General features: G+C 67.1%; 19 protein-coding genes and 1 pseudogene. 14 read left to right on the top strand and 6 right to left on the bottom strand.

Going from position 1 to position 22,468, the window contains the following annotated elements; translation table 11 throughout:
• Nucleotides 1–214 precede the first annotated feature (214 nt).
• Nucleotides 215–1,339 (top strand): annotated as a pseudogene (rho, locus tag GNX95_RS41350) (transcription termination factor Rho); the annotation flags it as partial.
• A gap of 9 nt (nucleotides 1,340–1,348) precedes the next feature.
• Here rho and GNX95_RS41345 read toward each other — a convergent pair.
• On the bottom strand, nucleotides 1,349–1,807 hold the full coding sequence (locus tag GNX95_RS41345; RefSeq protein WP_163513611.1) for an Lrp/AsnC family transcriptional regulator: 459 nt from the start codon (nucleotides 1,805–1,807) through the stop codon (nucleotides 1,349–1,351).
• 83 nt (nucleotides 1,808–1,890) lie between these two features.
• On the opposite strand from GNX95_RS41345, the gene GNX95_RS41340 reads away from it, so the two are divergent.
• Nucleotides 1,891–2,535, top strand: coding sequence for a PQ-loop repeat-containing protein (locus GNX95_RS41340; protein ID WP_163513610.1), 645 nt, complete (start codon nucleotides 1,891–1,893; stop codon nucleotides 2,533–2,535).
• Here GNX95_RS41340 and GNX95_RS41335 read toward each other — a convergent pair.
• From GNX95_RS41335 to GNX95_RS41320, 4 genes are all read right to left on the bottom strand, one after another.
• Entirely contained in the window at nucleotides 2,462–3,379 is a 918-nt protein-coding gene (locus tag GNX95_RS41335) for a carbohydrate ABC transporter permease (protein WP_163513609.1), read from the bottom strand. The two genes, GNX95_RS41340 and GNX95_RS41335, sit on opposite strands and share 74 nt — an antisense overlap.
• 1 nt (nucleotide 3,380) lies before the next feature.
• Complete coding sequence (locus tag GNX95_RS41330; protein WP_163513608.1) at nucleotides 3,381–4,691, bottom strand: ABC transporter substrate-binding protein; 1,311 nt, start codon at nucleotides 4,689–4,691, stop codon at nucleotides 3,381–3,383.
• A gap of 196 nt (nucleotides 4,692–4,887) precedes the next feature.
• Nucleotides 4,888–5,514 (bottom strand): response regulator transcription factor, encoded by a 627-nt coding sequence (locus GNX95_RS41325; protein ID WP_187369766.1) that lies wholly within the window; start codon nucleotides 5,512–5,514, stop codon nucleotides 4,888–4,890.
• 127 nt (nucleotides 5,515–5,641) lie between these two features.
• Nucleotides 5,642–6,202: a nucleotidyltransferase family protein gene (locus GNX95_RS41320; protein ID WP_246281934.1), complete on the bottom strand. Its 561-nt coding sequence runs from the start codon at nucleotides 6,200–6,202 to the stop codon at nucleotides 5,642–5,644.
• A 90-nt stretch (nucleotides 6,203–6,292) separates the two neighbouring features.
• Between GNX95_RS41320 and GNX95_RS41315 the strand changes: the two genes are divergently transcribed.
• The 3 genes from GNX95_RS41315 (at nucleotide 6,293) to GNX95_RS41305 (ending at nucleotide 9,095) form a co-directional block, all read left to right on the top strand.
• Entirely contained in the window at nucleotides 6,293–7,042 is a 750-nt protein-coding gene (locus GNX95_RS41315; RefSeq protein WP_163513607.1) for an SDR family NAD(P)-dependent oxidoreductase, read from the top strand.
• A 65-nt stretch (nucleotides 7,043–7,107) separates the two neighbouring features.
• Nucleotides 7,108–8,415, top strand: coding sequence for a sensor histidine kinase (locus GNX95_RS41310; RefSeq protein WP_163513606.1), 1,308 nt, complete (start codon nucleotides 7,108–7,110; stop codon nucleotides 8,413–8,415).
• Nucleotides 8,412–9,095 (top strand): response regulator transcription factor, encoded by a 684-nt coding sequence (locus GNX95_RS41305; RefSeq protein WP_163513605.1) that lies wholly within the window; start codon nucleotides 8,412–8,414, stop codon nucleotides 9,093–9,095. The genes GNX95_RS41310 and GNX95_RS41305 overlap by 4 nt, the downstream gene beginning before the upstream one ends.
• Here the strand turns inward: GNX95_RS41305 and GNX95_RS41300 are convergent.
• A complete protein-coding gene (locus tag GNX95_RS41300) occupies nucleotides 9,092–9,778 on the bottom strand; it encodes a winged helix-turn-helix transcriptional regulator (protein ID WP_163513604.1) in 687 nt (228 codons plus the stop codon). The genes GNX95_RS41305 and GNX95_RS41300 overlap by 4 nt on opposite strands.
• A 76-nt stretch (nucleotides 9,779–9,854) precedes the next feature.
• Here GNX95_RS41300 and GNX95_RS41295 point away from each other — a divergent pair, with 76 nt between their 5' ends.
• The 9 genes from GNX95_RS41295 to GNX95_RS41255 all read left to right on the top strand — a co-directional run bounded on the left by GNX95_RS41295 (nucleotide 9,855) and on the right by GNX95_RS41255 (nucleotide 22,442).
• Nucleotides 9,855–10,814, top strand: coding sequence for a PLP-dependent cysteine synthase family protein (locus GNX95_RS41295; protein ID WP_163513603.1), 960 nt, complete (start codon nucleotides 9,855–9,857; stop codon nucleotides 10,812–10,814).
• 108 nt (nucleotides 10,815–10,922) lie between these two features.
• Nucleotides 10,923–12,245, top strand: a complete 1,323-nt coding sequence (locus GNX95_RS41290; protein ID WP_163513602.1) for an ABC transporter substrate-binding protein — start codon at nucleotides 10,923–10,925, stop codon at nucleotides 12,243–12,245.
• Nucleotides 12,242–13,129, top strand: coding sequence for a carbohydrate ABC transporter permease (locus GNX95_RS41285; protein WP_163513601.1), 888 nt, complete (start codon nucleotides 12,242–12,244; stop codon nucleotides 13,127–13,129). The genes GNX95_RS41290 and GNX95_RS41285 overlap by 4 nt, the downstream gene beginning before the upstream one ends.
• Nucleotides 13,119–13,946 carry a carbohydrate ABC transporter permease gene (locus GNX95_RS41280; RefSeq protein ID WP_163513600.1) on the top strand — a complete coding sequence of 276 codons (828 nt, stop codon included), beginning with the start codon at nucleotides 13,119–13,121 and terminating at the stop codon, nucleotides 13,944–13,946. The genes GNX95_RS41285 and GNX95_RS41280 overlap by 11 nt, the downstream gene beginning before the upstream one ends.
• A complete protein-coding gene (locus GNX95_RS41275) occupies nucleotides 13,943–14,602 on the top strand; it encodes a hypothetical protein (RefSeq protein ID WP_163513599.1) in 660 nt (219 codons plus the stop codon). The genes GNX95_RS41280 and GNX95_RS41275 overlap by 4 nt, the downstream gene beginning before the upstream one ends.
• Nucleotides 14,599–17,010, top strand: a complete 2,412-nt coding sequence (locus GNX95_RS41270; protein WP_163513598.1) for a GH116 family glycosyl-hydrolase — start codon at nucleotides 14,599–14,601, stop codon at nucleotides 17,008–17,010. Before GNX95_RS41275 ends, GNX95_RS41270 begins: the two co-directional genes overlap by 4 nt.
• A 243-nt stretch (nucleotides 17,011–17,253) precedes the next feature.
• Nucleotides 17,254–17,544 (top strand): hypothetical protein, encoded by a 291-nt coding sequence (locus GNX95_RS41265; RefSeq protein WP_163513597.1) that lies wholly within the window; start codon nucleotides 17,254–17,256, stop codon nucleotides 17,542–17,544.
• Nucleotides 17,545–17,802: 258 nt separating this feature from the next.
• On the top strand, nucleotides 17,803–18,207 hold the full coding sequence (locus GNX95_RS41260; protein ID WP_163513596.1) for a nuclear transport factor 2 family protein: 405 nt from the start codon (nucleotides 17,803–17,805) through the stop codon (nucleotides 18,205–18,207).
• Nucleotides 18,208–18,278: 71 nt separating this feature from the next.
• Entirely contained in the window at nucleotides 18,279–22,442 is a 4,164-nt protein-coding gene (locus GNX95_RS41255) for a beta-galactosidase (RefSeq protein WP_163513595.1), read from the top strand.
• Nucleotides 22,443–22,468 lie beyond the last annotated feature (26 nt).

The following is a 22,468-nucleotide window of genomic DNA, read 5'->3' as shown; positions in this document are numbered from 1 at the left end:
ACGCACGGAATAAAAGACCCTCCGAATCGATTGTGGTCGTTAGGTCCGACACCCGCGGCGGCGTCTTGCTTGCCAAGCGGCTGTGGACAGGCTACATTTCGATCAACAGCTCCTGTGGATGACGGCCGAGCCGCCCCGGGAAGCCGTTAGAGTCACAGTTCGCAGCAGCCACCTCCAGCGCGACGTCCATTCCGCGCACGAGCTGCCACACCCCCTTGAGGAGAAACCCATGTCCGAACCCGTACGCGGAATCCTTGACATCAGGGAAAAGTCCGCCTTCCTCCGCACCACCGGCTACACCGCCGGCCCCGACGACGTGCACGTGTCGCCGGCTGTCCTGCAGAAATTCGGCCTGCGCAAAGGCGATCTGGTCGACGGCGAGAAAACCGCCGGCAACGGCAAGTTCGACACCCTGACCGGCGTACGCGCCGTCAACGACCGGCCACCGGCCAGCCGGCGGACGCAGTTCGCCAGCCTCACGCCGCTGCATCCGCAGGAGCGTTTCGTGCTGGAAACCACCCCGCACCAGCTCACCACCCGCATCATCGACCTGATCGCGCCGATCGGCAAAGGCCAGCGCGCACTCGTCGTTTCGCCGCCGAAAGCCGGAAAAACCTCGGTCCTGCAGGCGATCGCCAACGCCGTCGCGACCAACCATCCGGAGTGCCGGCTGATGGTCGTGCTGGCCGACGAGCGGCCCGAGGAGGTCACCGACATGCGCCGCTCGGTCGACGGCGAGGTGATCGCGAGTACGTTCGACCGGCCACCGGCCGAGCACACCGCGGTCACCGAGCTTGCCATCGAGCGCGCCAAAAGGCTGGTCGAAAACGGCCAGGACGTGGTCGTCCTGCTCGACTCGATCACCCGGCTCGGCCGCGCGTACAACCTGGCCGCGCGTCCGTCCGGCAAGGTGCTCTCCGGCGGAGTCGACGCCGCCGCGCTGCATCCGCTCAAGCGGATTCTCGGCGCCGCGCGAAACGTCGAAGACGGTGGCTCGCTGACCATCGTCGCCACCGCGCTGGTGGAAAACAGCTCGGCCGCCGACACGCTGATCTTCGAAGAGCTGAAAAGCACCGGCAACTCCGAGCTGCGCCTGGACCGCCGGATCGCCGAAAAGCGAATTTTCCCCGCGGTGGACATCAACGCGTCGAGTACGCGCCGCGAGGAGCTGCTGTTCACACCGGAAGAGCTGGCGATCGTCCAGGATCTGCGCCGCGCGCTGCAGGCCCGCGACGGCCAGCACGCCATCGAGCAGCTGATGGAGGGCCTGCGCAAAACCCAGACCAACGCCGAGTTCCTGCTCCGGCTGACCGCCACCACCCCTCGCAAGGCCGCCTGAGACCCGACCTCACGAGCTGGTCGGATACGGCCGGTGCTCGACGATTCGTTTCATCACGATCGTGGAGGTGATCCGGCGTACGCCTGGCAGGGTGGCGAGCTTTTCGTCCCGGAGCCGCTGGTATGACGCGATGTCGGCCGTCGCGACCCGCAGCAGATAGTCGGGATCACCGAAAAGACGCTCGGCGTCCCGGATTTCCCGCACACTTTCCAAGGCGTTCTCGAAGTCGGTGATCGTCCTCGCGTCCTCGCGGTCCATTGTCACGGACACCAGCGCCTCGAACCCCAGTCCGAGGGCGGCGGGGTCGACGACGGCTCGATATCCGCGGATCGCACCGGCCCGCTCGAGCTCACGCAGCCGGCGGTGACAGGGGGCAACGCTGAGTCCAACGCGCTGCGCCAGCTCGGTCACGGTGAGCCGGGCCTCCGCCTCCAGCAGAGCAATCATTTTGCGGTCAATGTTGTCCATTGAAGAAATATTAGCCGAGACAGCGGTGAGTGCGCGAAAAGAAGCAAGAAAACGCGGCGCAAGCAGCAGTATTATTGCCTAATATGACGCAGCTGCTCGACTTTCTTCCGTTCGCCGCCGCGGCCTGTGGAATCCCGCAGTATCTCCCGCAGATCCGCAAAGTACGCCGCACCGGGGACACGGCCGGGGTTTCCTGGCCGTGGACGGCGTTGACGAGCGTCAACAACACGGCGTGGTTCGCGTACTTCACCCTGTCGGCCTACTGGACGGCGATGTTGCCGTCCTCGGCGGCCGCCCTGCTCGCCGGCGTGCTCGCTGTGATGCTCGCCAGGGCAGGACTGGTCACCAGGCACGCCGTCGTCCTCATCGGCTGCTGGACCGCGCTGCTCGTCGCGTCCGTCGCCGTCGCCGGGCTTCCTGGCCTCGGCACCGTCCTCGCCGCCGCTTTCGTCATCCAGGTCGTGCCGTCGATCTGGACGGCGTTGCGCACCAGGAACCCCACCGGCATCTCACGTGGCACCTGGGGCCTGGTCCTCGGCGAGCTGGCCTGCTGGCTGCTCTACGGCCTGCACCGGTCCGATCCCCGGCTGATCGCTCTCGGCGTCACCGGCGTGACGGCGGCGACGCTGATGTTGGCCCGTACGCTGAAAAACGTCAGACCTCGAAACTTCCCTTCCGGTAAAGCGTCCCGACGTACGCGACGGCGATCAGCGCGGACACCAGCGTGATCACCCAGGAATAGGCGCTGCCGAGACCGAAGTCGGTGTAGGAGATGATGGTCTTCACGTTGAGCATCGAGATCACGTTGGTCGCATCGCCTGGACCACCACCGGTGAGCACGTAGATCGCGTCGAAGGCACGAAAAGCGTTCATCGTCTCCAGGATCAGCACGATGAGCAGGGGATGCAGCAGCCAGGGCAGCGTGATGTGGCCAAAACGCTGGAAAATCCCGGCTCGATCGACGCGCGCCGAGTCGTATTGCTCGGACGGGATCATCGACAGGCCGGCCAGCAGCACGATGACGGTGAACGGCAGGTTGTTCCACACCTGGGTCATCGCGCAGATGACGAACGCGCTGGTCGGCGTGCTGAGCCAGCCCTGGTAGCTGTCGATGAGGCCGAGTTGGTAGAGCACGCCGTTGAACGGCCCGGTTTTCGCGTCGAAAACCGTACGCCACATCAGGCCGTTGACCACGCCGGGCATGGCCCACGGCAACAACACCAGGCTGCGCAGCGCGCCACGGCCAGGGAAGGATTCGTTGAGGACCAAGGCAAGTGTCAGGCCGAAGACGAGCGTCACGACCAGGACGACCACCGCGAAGGACACGGTCACCTTGAGAGAACTGAGAAACTCCGGGTCGGAGACCAGCGAGAAATAGTTCCGCAGCCAGATGAACTTCTCCGCGGCCGGCCGCTTCAGGTTGTATTTGTGCAGGCTCAGCCAGAACGAATAGCCGACCGGATAGGCGATCAGCGCGAGGATGATCAGCAGGCACGGCAGGTTGAACAGGTATGCGCGTAGCGTGTCGCTGAACGGCCGCCGCGTCCTGGCCGGCGAGGTCGCCGCGACCACGTCAGGCGTATTTCTTCTTCAGCGTCCGCGCGGCCTGTGCCAGCGTGGTCATCGCGGCCTCCGGCGTGGTTTGCTTGCTCAGCACGCGTTGTATCGTCGCCTGCTGCTGGTGTTCGTATTCGCCATACCATGGCTGCCCGTTGACCGACCGTGGCTTGGCGATCGCGGCGATGCCGGAGTAGACGGCCGGATCGACGAACTTCCTGAGTGCGTCCTGGACCTCGGCGTCCTTCTCCAGCGACCGGTAGGCGAAACCCAGGCCCTTGCGCAGAAACCAGAACTTCGCCGTGTACGGCAGGCCGCTGGAGTCGACGCCGCCGAGATAGCCCAGCAGCTTCATCGCCTTGTCCTTGGCCTGCGTTTCCTTTGCCAGTGCGTACATCCTGGTCGTGCTCATGGTGCCGACGACCCGGCCGTCCAGGCTCGGCAGATAGCCGATCTTGAACTTTCCGGCCGCCTTGGACTGTTTCGGGTCGTTGTAGAGCTGGACGCCATAGCGCGACTCGAAGGTGAAGGCATAGCGCTCGGTCATCATCGCCGTACCGATCGCCTGGCCGGTCAGCTGGATTGCCGACGGGTCGATGATTTTCGTTTCGTTGGTGGCTTTCAGGATCCAGCTGACGATGTCTTTGGCGACCGGCGTCTTGTCCATGACCGGCTCGCCGTGCGCGTCGAAGAAATCACCGCCACTGGCGAAAACCAGGCTCCACAACCAACCCCACGAGGTGTCCTGCAGCAGCGCGCTGACCCCGATCGGATTGGCCAGGATGCCGGCGCTCTGAATTTTCTTCGCCTGCGCCTCCAGCTCCGGCAGGCTCCTGGGCGGGTTCTTGATGCCGGCCTTGGCCAGGATGGCGGCGTTGTAGACCAGGCACACGGAGTCGGTGTAATACGGCAGAGCGTAGCGTTTTCCGTTGTACGTCATGGCCTCGACGTTGCCAGGATAGATCTGGCCATAGAGCTGGTCGATCCCCGGCAGGTCGTCCAGCGGCTGCAGATAACCCGCGTCGACCCAGCCGGCGAGCGAGTCGTCATATACATAAAGCACATCCGGTCCGTCGCCCGCGGTGAACTCGGCGACGGTTTTCTGCACGTACGACGAGCTGGTGACCGGCGTGTAGGCGATCTGGATGTCCTTGTTGAGCTGCTGAAAACGCTTGATGTTCTGCTCGACCAGCGCCGACTCGTAGTCCCAGCCGGCGAATTTCAGCTTGCCCGCGGAGTTTCCGGCGCCACTGCCGCACGCGGCCAGCACCGGAGCGGTCGCGGCGAGTGCGCCCAGTCGCAGCACCCGGCGACGGCTCAGCTCCATATCGGCCTCCCAGCGGGAAAATTCGTGGAATGCCGGTACGGTTCCACGCGCCGTCCGCGAGGGTCAAGACGATGCCGCTATTGACCGTAGACCAATGGTCTGAAACGACACGGCCCCGGCGCGTGCCGCGCCGGGGCCGGTGTTCCCTCACCTCGCAACGTTGCCGGCCGAGGTTTCCTCGACGGCAGACCGCCGGTCAGATGAGTCCGTGCTTGAGTGCGTACGCGACCGCGTGCGAGCGGTTACGCAGGTGCAGCCGGCTGGTCACGTCGTGCAGGACGTTCTTCACCGTCCGCTGCGAGTACGACAGCTTCTGCGCGATCTCCTCGGTGTCGAAACCGTCGGCGACCAGCCGGAGCACCTGCACCTCCCGCTCGGCCAGGCCGGAGAAGGTCAGCCCCCGCGGGCCGAGCACCTGCCTCTGCAGCTGTCCGACCTGGTTGAGCAACCGACCCAGCAGGTCCGGCGGGACCGCGCCGTCGCCGGCGGCGGCCGACCTGAGCACCGTCACCAGGTGCTCGGCGGTCGCGTCGGCGCGGCGTACCAGACCGGCGACCCCGATCTCGACGACCGCGACCAGCTCGGACTCGTCGATCTGGGTGGCGACGATGACCAGCCGGTTGATGCCGCGGCAGCGCAGGCCGCGCAGCGCGCGGATCGCCGCCTCGTCGATCCGGTCGGTGACCACCAGAGCCACCTTCGCCGAGCTCCACTCGTCGTTGCTGACGATGCGGACCTCGGGCCTGGGCGCGAGCTGTCCCTTGATCCCCGCGTACGAGATCGGATCGCGCGCGTGCAACAGGACCGGAAGCCGTTCGATCATCTCCACCACCTACCCATAGGGGGTCACCCTCGTGACGCCAACGTTGTGCCACAAAGGATCCTCAGCGCCGTTAACGTGTCCTTAAAGTGCAGCCCAGCCGGCCGGACAACGGCTCTGACCTGCGCCGTCAGCCGGGCCAGGGCAGGATGGTGAGCTCCGGCCAGCGCTGTTTCCAGCGGGCCGTCTTGGCCTGGTAGACCGGCTGCGGCGCGAGCCTCGGGTTGGGGCGTACGACCAGGTTGAACGCATCGGCGAGGCCGTACGGCGCGTAGACCCGCCAGCGGCCGGCCTCGACGCGTACGCCGACACTGCACGTCGTCGATGGAAAGGAGTCGATGGCGTCCTCGGTGCAGCCGTACGGCGGACACGGCACGCCGAACTTGCTCTCGTACCAGAGGTGCACCCGGGCCTCGTTGCGCGGCTCCACCTCCGCCGGGACCCAGTCGCGTACGCGCTGGATCACCGCGTCCTCCGCCTCCCACGACAGGTCGGTCGCGTCGAAGTAGACGAGGTCGTAGTCGCGGATTCCGTCGGTCGGCGGACGGCCGGTGACCACGTTCCAGATGGTCTGCACGACGCAGCCGGCGGCCAGATACCAGCCGGGCAGCGCCAGCTGCTCGCTGCGCGCCAGCACCTCCATGAGGATCTCGTTGCGGGACAACGTCTTCTCAAGCGCGTCGAGCGGCACTCCTCATGCGTACCAGCCGGGTGTGACAGCGCTTGACCGAGAGCCGAGTCGAGCATCTAACGTCTGCCGTCGACCGAGAAGGAGATCCACATGCGGGGACTTGAGGGACGGGTCGCGTTCGTCACCGGTGCCGGCCACGGCATCGGCGAGGCGTGTGCGCGGCGGCTGGCGGCCGAAGGCGCGATGGTGGCGTTGACCGACATCGACACGGCGGCGGTCGATTCGGTCGCGTCGGAGCTGCCGGAGGCCGCCGCGTACCACTGCGACACCACGGACAGCGCCTCGGTGACCGCCACCGTCGCGAGCACGGTCGAGCGCTTCGGACGGCTGGACATCGTCGTCAACGCGGCCGGCCACAATCTCGGTGGCACGGCCGATGCCGAGCCGACCGAGGAGCAGTGGCTGCGACAGTACGACTTCACCTTTGTCGGCGCGGTGCGATGCGTCGAGGCCGCGCTGCCGCACCTGCGGGCCTCGCCTGGCGGCGCGGTCGTGCTGATCGGCTCGATCAGCGGCCTGGCCGCGCTCGGCACCGAGCCGTACGGCGCCGCCAAGGCCGGCCTGGTCAACCTGGCCAGAAACCTCGCCGCCAAACACGGACCGAGCGGCGTACGGTTCAACGTCGTCGCACCGGGGACGATCGCGACGCGTGCCTTCGCGACGAAGCCGGAGGCGCTGGACGAGCTCAAGGCGATCTATCCGCTCGGACGGGTCGGCCAGCCGGCCGACGTGGCGGCCGCGGTCGCGTTCCTGGCCTCCGACGAGGCCTCCTGGATCACCGGCGTCACGCTGCCGGTCGAAGGTGGCCTGCTCACCGGGCCGGGACACCTGATCGGATAGCTCCGCGGTATGACGTGCTGCCGGCGGACGACATCGCAGGCCAGCGGGCATACGCTCGGCTGACCATGTCTGAGCTCGCCGTCTCGCGTCCGTTCCACGATGTCACCCGCCGGATCGGCGACCAGATCGCCTTCGTGATCTGGCGCGGCCGTGACGAGTCGCGGCCGCCGGTCAAACACAACACCTGGTGGTGGATCGGCTGGGCCGCGATCAACCTGGTCGCGCTCATCGCCTGCGTGGCGGTGGCCACCGAGATCTACAAGCTCGACATCACGTTCATGCTGGTGCTGGCGGCGGCGTACTTCGCACCGCTGCCGCTGGCCTTCCGGCTGCCGCTGCTGGCCTGGCGGATCAGCCTGGCCGGGCTGGTGCTCTCGCTGGTCGCCGGGCTGATTCCGGACAGCCACCTGGCCGGGAACCAGCTGCCGTCGGCGACCAGCTGGACGTTTCCGCAGGCGGTGATCATCGGCGTCGTGCTGGCCGCGATCGGCCTGCGGTTCGGTGCGCTGCCGGCGGCGGCCGCGGCGGCGGTGACCGTCCTGTTCACCATGCCGGTGCTGACCCAGGGCCTGTCGCATCTGGACGCGCTGGCCGTCGCGACCGTGCTGGCCATCGCGGGCGCCATCACCGGCAGCGTGCTGCGCGACCGGCGTACGGCCGAGCGGGAGCTGAGCGTCGAGCGGCAGGCCAGCGCGGAGGTACGCGCCAAACAGGCCGCGCTCACCGAGCGCGCCAGGATCGCGCGCGAGCTGCACGACGTCGTCGCGCACCACATGTCGATGGTGGCCGTACGCGCCGAAACGGCGCCATACCGGCTGAGCGACGTGCCGGAGCCGGCCCGGGTGGAGTTCACCGAGATCGGCTCGGCGGCGCGGGCCGCGCTGGCCGACATGCGCAACCTGCTCGGCGTGCTGCGCGACGGCCAGGAACCGGCCGAGATGGCGCCGCAGCCAGGTGCCGAACAGATCCCCGACCTGGTCAGAGCGGCGGTCGCGGCCGGTGCCGACGTACACAGCGAGATCGCCGGCGAGATCGGCGACCTGCCGGCGGCGGTCGGCCTGGCCGCCTACCGGATCGTGCAGGAAGGCCTGTCCAACGCCGGCCGGCACGCGCCTGGCGCGACCGTGAACGTACGGGTGGCATACACGGCGACCGAGGTCGCCATCACCATCCGCAACGGTCCGCCGGTCGACCTGGACCGTACGGTCGAGCTGCCGACCGAGCAGGGCGCCAGCCACGGACTGGTCGGAATGCGTGAGCGGGTGGCGCTGGTTGCCGGTAACTTCATGGCATACCCGGCCGACCGTGGCGGGTTCGTGGTCGAGGCCACCCTGCCTCGGGTGCAGCCGAAGGACGGAGAATCCGCCGAGTGATCCGCGTCTTCATCGCCGACGACCAGGCGATGGTCCGGGAGGGCTTCGGTGCGCTGCTGGCCGCACAGCCGGACATGGAGATCGCCGGTACGGCCGCCGACGGCTTCGCCGCGGTCAAGGAGGTCGAGCGGCTGCACGCGGCCGGCGCGCCGCCGCACGTCGTGCTGATGGACATCCGGATGCCGGAGATGGACGGCGTCGAGGCGACCCGCCGGATCCTGGAGACCTACGCCGACCTCACCCGTGTCCTCATCCTGACCACCTTCGACCTGGACGAATACGTGTATTCGGCGCTGCGGGCCGGCGCCAGCGGGTTCCTGCTGAAGGACGCGCCGGCCGCCGACCTGGTCAACGCCGTACGCGTCATCCACGCCGGCGACGGCCTGCTCGCGCCGTCGGTGACCCGGCGGCTGATCGCCGACTTCGCGCGTACGCGGCAGGGTCCGCTGCCCGGCACGCCGGCCGCGCTGGACACCCTCACGCAGCGCGAGGTCGAGGTGTTCCGGCTGATCGCGAGCGGCCAGTCCAACGCGGAGATCGCCGCGTCGCTGTCGGTCGCCGAGCAGACCGTGAAGACCCATGTCGGCCGCATCCTCGGCAAGCTGCAGCTGCGCGACCGTACGCAGGCGGTGGTGTTGGCGTACGAGAGCGGTCTCGTGCAGCCGCGGATTTCGCCCTAAGCCTGTTGTTTAGCCGGTCCCGCGGTCGCGTTGTCGGGAGCGAAGACGTAGCGCAGAAACCAATGGCGCATCTGGCTGGTGAGCGCCGTGTCGCCCTGGATCCGAACGCCGGGCCGGCGGATCAGCTGGGCCCAGGACAGCTGGCCGAGCCACCACTGGGTCGCGGCCCGGGTCGGCGCGGCGAACCAGATGTCGACCGACGCTCCGGTGTCCTCGCGGCACAGGTTCACCTCGGTGCGGGACAGGTGCAGCCAGAAGTGCCGATCGGCGGGAGCGCGGTCGGTGAACTCGACAGCGAGGACAACCGTACGCGCGGGCAGGGCCGCGGTGTCGACGCGTCTGCGGATGTCCCAGGTCAGGGCCGCGGTGTCCAGGTCGTCGTCAGACAGCGCGGCGCGGTCGTCGACGGTCGCCCACCGGGCGAGTTCCCGCAGGACGGGGGCCAGGGCCGTACCAGCCTCGGTGAGGCGATACCCACCCTCGGTGGCCTCGACGATCCCGGAGCGGCACAGGCTGCGCAGGCGCGAGGACAGCGTCGCACGCGGGATGCGCGGCAGGCCGCGGCGGATGTCGCTGAACGTGGTCGCGCCGAGCAACAGTTCCCGGGCGACCAGGAGCGCCCATCGTTCCCCGAGCACGTCCAATGCCCGGGCCACCGCGCAGAACTGTCCGTACCCGACCATGCCGCCGACTATACGGGCGGCGCTGGTTCAGAAGGTGAACTGGACGGGCTCGCCGTGCTCGACTGAGGTGGTCAGCATGGACAGTGAGACCAGCGTGTTGGCGGCGATCGGGAACACTCCGTTGGTGCGGTTGCGTCGGGTCGTACCGCCGGACTGTGCCCGGATCGTGGTGAAGGTGGAGGGGGCCAATCCGACCGGCAGCATGAAGGACCGTATGGCCCAGGCGATGGTCGGCCGGGCCGAGATCGACGGCCGGCTGCGGCCGGGGGCCACCATCGTGGAGTACACCGGTGGCAGCACGGGAGCCTCGCTGGCGCTGGTGGCCGCGGCGAAGGGCTATCCGCTGCGGATCGTGACCTCCGACGCGTTCAGCGAGGACAAGCTGATCCAGATGGCGGCCTTCGGTGCGCAGCTGACCGTCATCCCCAGCCCGGGGCGGCTGATCACCAAGGATCTCATCGAGAAAATGATCCACACCGCCCGGGACATCGCCGCAGATCCGGGCGTCTACTGGACCGACCAGCTGAACAACACAGACAGCATCGCCGGCTATCACCGGCTCGGTGAGGAGATCTGGCAACAGGCCGACGGAGCCGTGGACGCCTTCGTCCAAGCCGTCGGCACCACGGCCTCCTTGCGGGGAGTCTCCGCGGTGCTGCGCCAGCACGATCCGGGAGTGCGGATCATCGCGGCCGAACCGGCCGAGTCGGCGGTGCTCTCCGGCACCCCCGCCGGTTCCCACCGGATCGAGGGCATCGGCATCGGCTACCAGCCACCGATGTGGCACCCGGGCCTGGCCGACCAGATCGTCACCGCGACGACGGCCGAGGCCGAAGCCATGGCCCGCCGGCTGGCCCGGGAGGAGGGCCTGTTCACCGGTACGTCCTCGGGGCTGAACGTGATCGGCGCGATCCGCGTCGGCCAACAACTCGGCCCCACCGCGACGGTGGCGACACTGCTGATCGACTCCGGGCTGAAATACCTCAGCAGCGGCGTCTACGACCGCAGCGCGCGGGCGAGGTTTCGCCAGCCCTGACTGGTGGGGCCAGGGGCGGCCATCTGCCGCGGCGACGTCTTGACACTGCGCGGAGCCGGTACGTACGGTCCCTGGAAAACGATTTCTCACTGATCGGTGTGGGGACGTATGAGCCAGTTGAGCCGGCGGAGCCTGCTGCGTGCGGGTGCTGCGACGGTGGTCGCCTCCGTGCTCGCCAGCTGCGCCGACCCGGCCGCCGGCACCGACGACGCACCGGCACCGGCCGGCGTCGAGCCGTCCGGTGAGCTGCGGCTGCTGTTCCAGGGACAGGCCGCCGACCGGGGCAGCTGGGAGAAGATCTTCGCCGAGTTTCACAAGAAATATCCCAAAGTGCGGACCACCGCGATCAACGCGCCCGGCACCAGCTGGGCCGACTTCTTCACCGCCGTGCAGATCCGGCTGGCCGGCGGCCAGGACTTCGACATCCTCTATCTGCCGACCGAGGGCCAGCGGCTGTTCGCGAAGAAAAACCTGGTGCAGAGCATCGACGCCTGGATCGAGCGCGATCGCGCGGAAATCGACGACTTCCTGGCCGATGCCGATCCACGGCTGGTCACGGCCGCTCGCCGCACGTCGTCGCCCAACCAGCACACGTATTATCTGCCGTACGGCTTCAACACCATGGCGATCTGGTATCGCCGTAGCTTGTTCCGCTCGGCCGGGATCCCGGAGCCGGCCGACAACTGGCGGTGGAAGGATGTCCGGGCCGCCGCCGAGCGGCTCACCCGGCCCGGGCAGCGATACGGCATCCACATGGATCCGGGATATTTCGTGGGTTTCGCGCCGTGGTTGCTGACAAACGGCGCGGACGTACTGAACCGCGCCTGGACCGTGTCGACGGTCGACTCGCCGGCCGCGATCGCCGCGACGACCTTCGCGCGCGGCATGGTGCGCGACCGGCTGTCGCCGACGCCGGGTGGCGCGTACGACGTGTTCGACCAGTTCGCCAAGGGAAAACTGGCGATGTTCGGCGCCGGCCGGTGGCCGATCCCCAAGATGCGCGACGCCGGCATTGTCGACGACATCGGCATTGTGCCGTGGCCGCGGCAAAAACAGCTCGGCTCGCCGGTCGGCTGGGGATCGATCCCGATCCTGCGCAAGTCAAAGAACAAGGAGGCCGCCTGGGCCTTCGTCAAGTTCCTGCTCACCAGGCCGATCCAGGAGCTGATCGGCCGGGAGGCGGTGGCCGGCATCCTGCCGGCCAGGCGGTCCACCGCGAAAGGCCCGGTAACCGGCGAAAACTCGCCGATCGGCACCAGCAAGATGTACGACGCGCTGGCGTACGCGACGCCGGTCGCCTCGCCCGACCGGCAAAACCTGGTGCAGCAGGGAGTCGAGGAGGCGTACACGCAGATCCTCACCGGCGCGGTGACGCCGGAACGAAAACTGGCGGACCTGAACAAGACCATCGAGGACGCGCTGAAGCGATGAGCCGGATGTCGTGGGCCGAGGCGCGGGCTGGCTATCTGCTGATCAGTCCGGCCGCACTGCTGTTCCTGATCTTCATCGCCATCCCGTTCGGCGCGGCGCTGGTGCTGAGCTTTTTCAACTGGGACATCCTGACCCCGGCCACCTTCGCCGGTTTTGGCAACTACCAGACGCTTTTCGCCGACAACCGGGTCCACAGCGCCCTGTTCAACACCTTCGTCTTCACCGTCTCCACGGTCGTGCTGCACATCGTCCTCGGCCTGTTGCTGGCACTCGCGGTCAACCGCGTCGTCGGCCGGTGGCTGAAGTATTTCCTTCGTACGGCCTATTTCTTCCCCGCGCTGGTGTCCTGGGCCGCGGTCGCGTTGCTCTGGCGTTACGCGCTGGACCCGGAGTTTGGCTTCGTCAACTACTACCTGCGCGGCCTGGGCATCGACCCGCCGAACTGGCTGGTCGACACCACCTGGGCGCTGCCGTCGCTGGTCGCGATCGACCTGTGGAAGACGCTCGGCTACACCTTCGTCATCCTGCTGGCCGGACTGCAGACGGTGCCGCAACATCTGTTGGAGGCGGCCAAAGTGGACGGCGCCGGACCGCTGCGCCGGTTCTGGAACGTGACCGTACCGATGCTGTCGCCGACGCTGCTTTTCGCCACGATCATCACGTTCATCGGCGCGTTGCAGATCTTCGAGCCGATGTACATCATGACCAAAGGCGGGCCGGACAACCGTACGTTGTCGATGGTGCAGGAGATCTATTACAACGCGTTCCGGGACTTCGAGATGGGTTACGCGTGCGCGCTCGCGGTCGTGCTTTCGCTGATCATCATGGCGATCACGCTGCTGCAGCTGCGGCTGAGCCGGATGTGGGTGACCTATGAGCGTTAGCCGCGTTCTGAACTGGCTCGGCAATCTCATGCTGGTGGCGCTCGGCATCCTGATCCTGGCGCCGTTTCTGTGGCTGTTCATCACCTCGGTGGTGCCGGAGGACCGAGCGTTCGCGCTGCCGCCGGACTGGATCCCGACCAAGCTGGACTGGACCAACTACCGCCAGGTGTTCGAGCTGATCCCGTTCGGCGGACAGGTGATGAACAGCGTGCAGGTGACCGCGATCGTGGTCGTCGGCTCGCTGCTGGTCAGCTCGATGGCCGCGTACGCCTTCGCGCGGCTGCGTTTTCCCGGCCGCGAGCTGCTTTTCGTGGTCTTCCTGGCGGCGATGATGATCCCGATCCAGGTGCTCACCATCCCGACGTACATCATGATGCGATATGCGCGGCTGCTCGACACCGAGGCGGCGCTGTGGCTGCCCGGCCTCATCCAGGTGTTCTCGATTTTCCTGCTCCGCCAGCACTTCCGGTCGATCCCGCGCGAGGTCGAGGAGGCCGCGCGGATCGACGGCGCCGGCCACCTGCGTACGCTTTTCCAGATCTTCCTGCCGATGTCGGCGCCGGTGCTGTCGGCGCTGGCGATCTTCATCGCGCAGACCTACTGGAACGACTTCTTCGCGCCGAGCGTCTACCTGATCTCCGACAGCAGGATGACGATCCCGGTCGGCCTGGTGTCACTGCAAAACCAGTTCGGCTCGAACCCGACCGTCGTCATCTTCGCCGGTGTCACGCTGGTCGTGCTGCCGTTGCTCGCGCTTTTCGCGGCCGTACAGTCCAAACTCACCCAGGGCGTGGCGCTCACCGGGATCTCGCGATGAGCCGTGACGACAGCGGACTGCTGCGCGGGTTGGCCAGCCAGCTCTGGCAGAGCCTGCCACTGCTCCTCGCGCTCGACGCTTTGCTTGTCATCGCCGCGATTCCGGTGCTCGCCACCGCGCGTGTGTGGCTGCCGGCGGCACCTTTGGTGGCGGCGCTGACAGTTGGCCCGGCCTGGGCCACGGCGACCGCGCTGACCGACCAGCTGACCGCCGACCGGGTACGCCGTCTCAGCGACATCGCGTCCGCTTTTCGTGAGCACGCGTTGACCGGCGTACGAGTCGCGGCGCCGGCAGCGGTGCTGGCGTCCGCGATCCTGCATGTTTTGGCTGTCACGACGCTGAACTCCTGGGGCCTGTTGGCGTTGGCGCTGGCGACCGCCGCACTCGTCGTGATCGGCGTACTGACTCCGGCGGCGTACTGCATGGCGGTCACCGCCGGCCGGCACGGCTGGATGCTGTGGCGGACGGCGGCGTCCGTGGCCGGCATGCGGCCACTTTTCACCGTCGGCAGCATCGCACTGCTGGTCGCCACCGCGACCGGCCTGTCCAGCCTGAGCCCCGCGCTCGCACTTGGCATCGCCGCGGTTTTGCCGGCACCGCTGGCAATGTACGCATCCGCGCTCACCTGGTACATCGTCGAGGAGAGAAACCCGTGACCGACTGGCCCGTCCTGCGCACGTACGAACCGGATTCGCTGGCCCGGATCGCCCTGCCGCTCGGTGGCATCGGCACCGGCACCATCAGCCTGGGTGGCCGTGGTGACCTGCGCGACTGGGAGGTCACCAACCGGCCGGGCAAGGGATTCGCACCAGACATCGGATTCTTCGCCCTGCACCTGGCCGAGGCCGGCATCACGCGCGCGTTGCAGGGACCGATCGAGGCCGCGCTTTACGAGGGCTCGAACGGAAGTCCGGCGCGTGGTCACGGCCTGCCGAAGTTCGCCAACGCTCACTTCGAGGCCGCGTATCCGTTCGGACAGGTGGTGCTCAGCGATCCTGACGTGCCGGTTTCGGTGCGGTTGCAGGCTTTCAACCCGCTCATCCCAGCCGACTCGGACCGTAGCGGCATTCCGGTCGCGATCCTGCGCTACGTGCTCACCAACGACAGCGACCAGCCGATCACCGCCACCGTCTGCGGATCGATCCGCAACTTCATCGGCACCGACGGCTCCGGCGGCGAGATCGCCGGCAACGTCAACACCTTCCGCGAGTCGGACGAGGTCGCCGGTGTACTTTTCGCCACCAACCGCGAAGACTCGACCGCCGAGCGCGCCGGCACGATGGCGCTCGCGACGATCGACACCGACGACGTGTCCTACCGTACGGCCTGGCTGGACGGTCACTGGGGCCGGCCGCTGCTGGACTTCTGGGACGACCTGAGCGCCGATGGCGCGCTGGATCCGCGCGACAGCGGCGATCCGGCACCGGTCGGCTCGCTCGCCAGCGGCGTTACCCTTGCGCCAGGCCAAAGCCGACCGGTGACCTTCCTGATCGGCTGGCATTTCCCCAACCGGCACGCCTGGTGGCCGGGTCACGGGTCGTACGAGGAATACAGCGAGGACATCGTCGGCAACTACTACGCGACACAGTATGCCGACGCCTGGGACGTGGTGACGCGTACGGCTGCCGAGCTTTCGCAGCTGGAAAGCGAAACCGCCGCCTTTGTCAACGCCTTCCTGTCCAGCGACCTGCCCGAGACGGTGCAGGAAGCCGCGCTGTTCAACCTCTCGACCCTGCGTACGCAGACGTGTTTCCGCACCGCTGACGGAAACTTCTTCGGCTTCGAAGGCAGTCACGACACCACCGGCAGCTGTTTCGGCAGCTGTACGCACGTGTGGAACTACGAGCCGGCGACCGCGCACCTGTTCGGCGACCTGGCCAGGTCGATGCGGCGCATCGAGTTTGGCCATGCCACCGACGAAAACGGCCTGATGAGCTTCCGGGTCGGCCTGCCGCTCGCCGAGCAGGCACAGAGCTTCCGGCTCGCCGCCGCCGACGGGCAGATGGGTTGCCTGGTCAAGCTGCACCGGGAATGGCAGCTGAGCGGCGACGACGAGCTGCTGCGATCGCTGTGGCCGCACGCGAAAGCGGCACTGGAGTTTGCTTGGCAACCGGGCGGCTGGGACGCCGACCGCGACGGCGTCATGGAAGGCTGCCAGCACAACACGATGGACGTCGAGTATTACGGCCCCAATCCTCAGATGCAGGGCTGGTATCTGGCCGCCCTGCGCGCCAGCGAGGAGATGGCGCGCCACCTCGGCGACGACGATTTCGCCGCGACCTGCCGGAAAATCTTCGAGGCCGGATCCGCCTGGACCGACCAGCACCTGTTCAACGGCCGCTATTACGAGCACGAGATCCGGCCGGTGTCCGACGCCAGCGCGATCGCCAAGGGCCTGCGGCATGACGAGATGGGCGCGAAGGACACCGCCCATCCGGATCTGCAGCTCGGCGGCGGCTGCCTGTGCGACCAACTGGTCGGCCAGGTCCTGGCACACATCGGCGGACTCGGCCACGTGCTCGACCCGGACAATGTGCGTACGACGCTGGAAAGCATCCGCACGTACAACAAGAACAGTGACTTCGGCAGCCATTTCAACCCGATGCGCAGCTACGCGCTCGGCGCCGAGGCCGGCCTGCTGATGTGCAGCTATCCGGACGGCAACCGGCCACAGCGGCCGTTCCCGTATTTCGCCGAGGTCATGACCGGGATGGAATACACCGCCGCGGTCGGCATGATCTATGAAGGCCTGGTCGACGAAGGCATCGCCGCGATCGCCGACGTACGAGCACGCTTCGACGGCAAGCATCGGAATCCGTTCAACGAAGCCGAATGCGGCTATCATTACGCACGCGCGATGGCGAGCTGGGGTGCCGTGAACGCGCTGACCGGTTTCGGCTACGTCGCGGCCGAAGGCCTGCTGCGCCTTCGCCGTCGACCCGGTGCCGTCGATTTCTTCGCGACCGGCGACGGCTGGGGCCTGGCCCGGCAGACCGAGGACGACGTCGACGTCGAAGTCCTCGGCGGCACCGCCACCATCACCACGGTCGAACTCACCGACTGACCACCGTCCATCGTCGTTGCCGGAGCCGGCGGCGGATCTGATCCGCCGTCGCGCGAATTTTCTCGCATGCGCCGCGACAGGCCGATGGCGTGCTGGCGTTTTCCGTTCGCCAGGTGCCGCTCCGACCAAAGTCGGCACCCATCCCGACCTGTGGGTGAAAATGTCGCCGTGTGGAACCCGGCGCGTCGGACACCCGTTCCTCAGCCGAACCGCCACGGCGGCGGAGACTACTGGGGAGTGGAAATGACCGAACACACCGAGTACGACAGCCACGGCAACGAATATCACGTGTACGAGCACGCCGACGGCAGCGCGGATGTCTATGAATATGGCGTGGACGGCACCTACGCGCACGACAGCATCCACGCCGACGGATCGCAGCACGTGACGGCCTACGACACCCACGGCAACAGCGCCAGCGCGAACATCGACGCCAACGGCACGGTCAACGACGTGCACGAGACGACATCGACCGGCCACACGTACGACGCCTACAACAACCACAACGGCACGTATACGTACCACTCGAACTAAGCCGTGTTTGTAAGCCGTGGCAGCTGTTGGCCGCCACGGCTCCAAAATGCCGTCTCCGGATAGTCGAGCGCACCGACCGGTCGAAACCGTCACGATCCAGCCAATCCAGCGACACCACGGACATCACCTTGACGATCTCGCGCACGTGACCAGAGGTGCCGCCGTCATCGGTCATCGCTGGACGGTGAGTCGCAAATGGATCGCGACCGAACCGACTCGTGATATAAACGGGGATGTCCCCGGATAACTGGAGAGGCGATGTTGACGTACGAGGACCGAGTGGCGATCGCGGATTTGGTCAACCTGCACGGCCATTACGCCGACGCGGGTGAGCTGGATCGAATGACCGAGTTGTTCACCGAGGACGTCGTCTACGACGTGAGCGATGTCGGCTTTGGCGTGCTGCGCGGACGCGCCGCGCTGAAGAAAGCCGCGTTGGATCTCGGCAGCGGCAACCCGCTCGCGCACCTTGTGACCAATGTGGTCATCACGGAGTCGTCCGACGGCGAGGTTCGCGTGCTGTCCAAAGCGATCGTGGTCAAGGCCGACGGCACATCGGGCAGCGCGACCTACGAGGACGTCGCGACGCGCACCGAGGCCGGATGGCGGATCGGCCATCGCACGGTGACCGGAAGGCGAGAACCACTCAACGGCAAATATTAACCGCATCTGGCCACATTGTGCCGGACAAAACGTCCTAGCATTCACCTCGGCCGACGTTGCGGAGGTGTGGTGTGCGCTCACGGTCGCTGGTCGTCTCGGTCATCCTGCTTCTGTTCGGCGCGCTCCTTCCAGGCACGTTCGCGGCCGCTGCCGCCCCACCGAAACACACGATCACCTGGGATCATTACTCGCTCTCGATCGACGGCCGGCGGACCTTCGTCTACTCCGGCGAGGTGCATCCGTTCCGGCTGCCGAGCCCGAGCCTGTGGCCGGACGTGCTGGCGAAAATGCGTGCGGCCGGGTTCACCACGGTCACCGCGTATTTCGACTGGGGATACGCCTCGCCGGCGCCGGGAGTCTACGACTTCTCCGGCATCCGTGACGTGGGACGGTTTCTCCGCGACGCGGCCAACGCCGGCCTGTACGTGATCGCGCGACCTGGTCCGTATATCAACGCGGAGGCCGACGGCGGCGGATTTCCTGGCTGGCTGGCCAGGATGGCAGGTACGCCGCGCTCGTCCGACCCACGATATCTCGCGTACGCAAAGGAATGGTTGCACGCGATCGACCCGATCATCGCCGCGCACCAGCTGACCGACAGCACCGGCACGGTGATCGCCACCCAGGTGGAAAACGAGATCTACAACTCCGACACCGCCGACGGCCGGGACTACATGGCCGCACTGCAGGCGCAGATGCGTGCGGACGGCATCACGGTTCCGTTGACAGGAAACAACAACACCGACTACGTCAACGGCACCGGCTCGGTGCAGCTCCCCGGCCACGACCGCTATCCGCTCGGTTTCGACTGCTCCAACCCGACGGTCTGGCCGGGTCAGGTCGAGGACCAGTTCGGCCTGCACGACTACGCGCCGAACAGTCCGCTGTTCTTTCCGGAGTTCCAGGGCGGCGCGTTCGATCCGTGGGGTGGTGCCGGCTATGACAAGTGCCGGCAGCTGACCAACGACCAGTTCGAGAAGGTTTACTACGGAAACAGCATCGCCGCCGGCTCGACGATGATGAATTTCTACATGACCTACGGCGGCACCAGCTGGGGTTTCCTGCCGTGCACCTGCGTCTATTCCTCCTACGACTACGGCTCGGCGATCAGCGAGTCGCGGCAGGTGGAGACCAAATACAACCAACAGAAACTGATCGCGCAGTTCCTGCGATCGGCGCCGTCGTTGACCAAAACCGACCAGCTCGCCGTCCGGCCACCGACGTCGACGGGGTTGACCGTGCTCGGTCGAGCAAATCCGGACGACGGGTTTCAGCTGTTGACGCTGCGCCATGCCGACACGCGCACGAACACACCGGAAACGACACACATTTCCGTCGACCTGGCCGCGCGGACGGCGATCAGCAACGACGACGCCGGCAACGCGATCGCGTACGCCGGTGACTGGACGCATGCCGCGAAGCAAAACTACACCGCCGGCGACTACGGCAACACCGAGTCGTTCGCGTCGGCTTCCGGCGCGAGCGCGTCATTCACCTTCGGCACCAACACCGTGCGCGTCGTCGGCGCCAAGGGATCCAACGGCGGCATCGCGGAGATCTTCCTGGACGGCGCGAAAGTCGCGACGGTCGACACGTACGCGCCCGGAAACAGGGAATACCAACAGATCTACTACCAGGCGCGTGGACTGACCGGCCGGCACACCGTCACGATCGTCGCGACCGGCGCGAAGAATCCCGCCTCTTCCGGCACATTCGTGCCAGTTGACGGCATCGACGCGTACGACTCGACCGCCACCGACGACTACCCCACCGTGCCGCAACAGGCGGGCACGGCGGTCACGGTCGGCGGGCGCGACTCGCAGCTGCTGGTCGCCAACTACCGGTTTGGCGATCAGCGGCTCGCGTATTCCACCTCTCAGCTCGTCACCGCCACGCCGGGAATGGCGTTGTTCTACGGCGTGGACGGCTCCGACGGCGAGACCGTTCTCCGCTATCCCGGCAAGCCACACGTGCGGGTGCTGGCCGGAAAGGCCGCCAGCAGCTGGGATCCGGCGCGTGGCGACCTGCGGCTCAACTACGTCCACAGTGGACTAACTGAGGTGCTGGTCAGCGGCGGTGGCCGCGCTCCGGTGCGGCTTCTGTTCGGTGACACCACAAACGCGCTGACGTTCTGGCCGGACGGTCCGGTGCTCACGCGAGGCCCCTATCTGGTCCGCTCCGCCGACGTACGCGGCCGGTTGCTCAGGTTGCGCGGTGACACCAGCGCGCCCACCGATGTGCAGGTTTTCGCGCCGGCAAACGTCAGTGCTGTCAGCTGGAACGACCGGCCGACAGGCGCAACCCGGCAGGCCGACGGCAGCCTCACGTTCCGGACCGGTGGACCGCCGGCCGTCACGTTGCCTCGGCTGGACAACTGGAAGTTCGCGTACGAGTCGACCGAGCGGCAACCGGATTTCGACGACTCCGGCTGGCTCGCGGCCGACCACACGACGACCGACAACCCCAACGCACCTGGCAGCCTGCCGGTGCTTTACGCGGACGACTACGGCTTCCACACCGGTGACGTCTGGTATCGCGGCCACTTCAACGGAAACGCGGCCGGCATCACCATCGACGGCCAAGGCGGCTCACCGGCCGGCACCTGGTCCGCGTGGCTGAACGGCGCGCTGCTCGGCACCCAGGCGAGCGGCAGCCGTACGTTCACCTTGCCAGCTGGCCTGCTGCGCAAGGAAAACGTCGTGTCGGTCGTCGTCCATAACGCCGGACACGAGGAATGCGGCGCACCGTGCGGCTCCTTTCTCAACCCGCGCGGCATCCGGACCGCCAAGCTCACCGGCTCGGCGACCACGATCAGCTGGAAGATCCAGGGAAACCTCGGCGGCGAGCAGCCGGTCGACCGCGCCCGTGGTCCGCTCAACACCGGCGGCCTCTACGGCGAGCGGCACGGCTGGTCGCTGCCCGGATATCCGGACGACAGCTGGCAAAAGGCCGCTTTGCCGGATCACTGGCAGGATCGTGGGCTGCCGGCCGGCGTCGGTTGGTATCGCGCCGGCTTCGACCTCCATCTGCCGGCCGGCACCGACATCCCGCTCGGGCTCCGACTCGACGACAATCCGGTTTCCCGCTATCGTGCGGAAATCTTCGTCAACGGCTGGCTGCTCGGCCTGTATGCCAACGATCTGGGTCCGCAGCACACCTACAGCCTGCCGCCGGGGATCCTCAACGCCAACGGCCACAACACGATCGCCATCGCGGTGACCGGCGCCGACAACAGCGGCGGCCTGGGATCGGTGAGACTCGTCCCATACGGCGCGTACGCCGGTGGCGTGCCAGTGTCACAAGTGCCGGCGCCAGCCTGGAACGCACACACCTACGGCTCTCCTGCCGTGCCAGGCCAGCTGAATCTCGCACTGTCGGGCACGACGCAGCTCCTGCGTGGCGGCGAATCCTTTACGGTGACCGGAAAAGTGAGCAACACCGCGGCCACCGCGGCCAACGGCACACAACTGCGGCTCACCGCGCCGACCGGCTGGTCGGTGACGCCGGACGGTGTGGTCGACGCCGGCAACATCAAGCCAGGCGGCCAGGCCAGTGTGCGATGGACCGTACGAGCGCCGGAAAACCTGGCAACCGGCAGCTATCAGGTGGCCGCGACGGTGACCAGCCAGAGCGGCGCGGCGACCGCCGGGACGGCGACTTTCGCCGTGCCGTACGCGAAAATCGCGGACACCTTCGACAACAAGGGAATCTCAGATGACGCGCGGCCGACCGCAGCCGATTTCGACGGCGCCGGCTACAGTTTCTCCGCACAGGCCCTGGCCGCCGCCGGCCTCGCACCCGGTGCGAGCGTACGGTCTGGCAACATCGCCTACGGCTGGCCGTCGGCGGCGGCAGGCCAACCGGACAACACCGCGGCGAACGGCCAGATCATCGCGCTGAATGGCAAAGGGGCCTCGCTGGGGTTCCTCGGCGCGAGCAACTCCGGCAGTCCACGCGGCCTCGCCACGGTGTTTTACGCCGATGGCAGCAGCCAAACGGTCACGATCGGCCTGGACGACTTCTGGTTCGACGCCGGTGGCTCCAACATCGCGGTCGCCAACCTGCCATATCTCAACAGCCCGACCGGCCACTATGACCACACTGTCCATGTTTTCGCCGCCACCGCACCGATCGACGCCTCGAAGCAGGTCGTCGCCGTCCGGCTGCCGGCGATCAGCGCCGGTTCGCAGGGACATTCCACCGCGATGCACGTCTTCGCCATCGGAGTGGGGTGACGGCGCGGATTTCCGTGCTCGCCCCG

It is taken from the genome of Fodinicola acaciae, from assembly GCF_010993745.1.
In the GTDB taxonomy this organism is placed as follows: Bacteria; Actinomycetota; Actinomycetes; order Mycobacteriales; family HKI-0501; genus Fodinicola; species Fodinicola acaciae.
The sequence above is the reverse complement of the archived record's forward strand: the minus strand, read 5'-3'. Positions and strand labels throughout refer to the sequence as shown.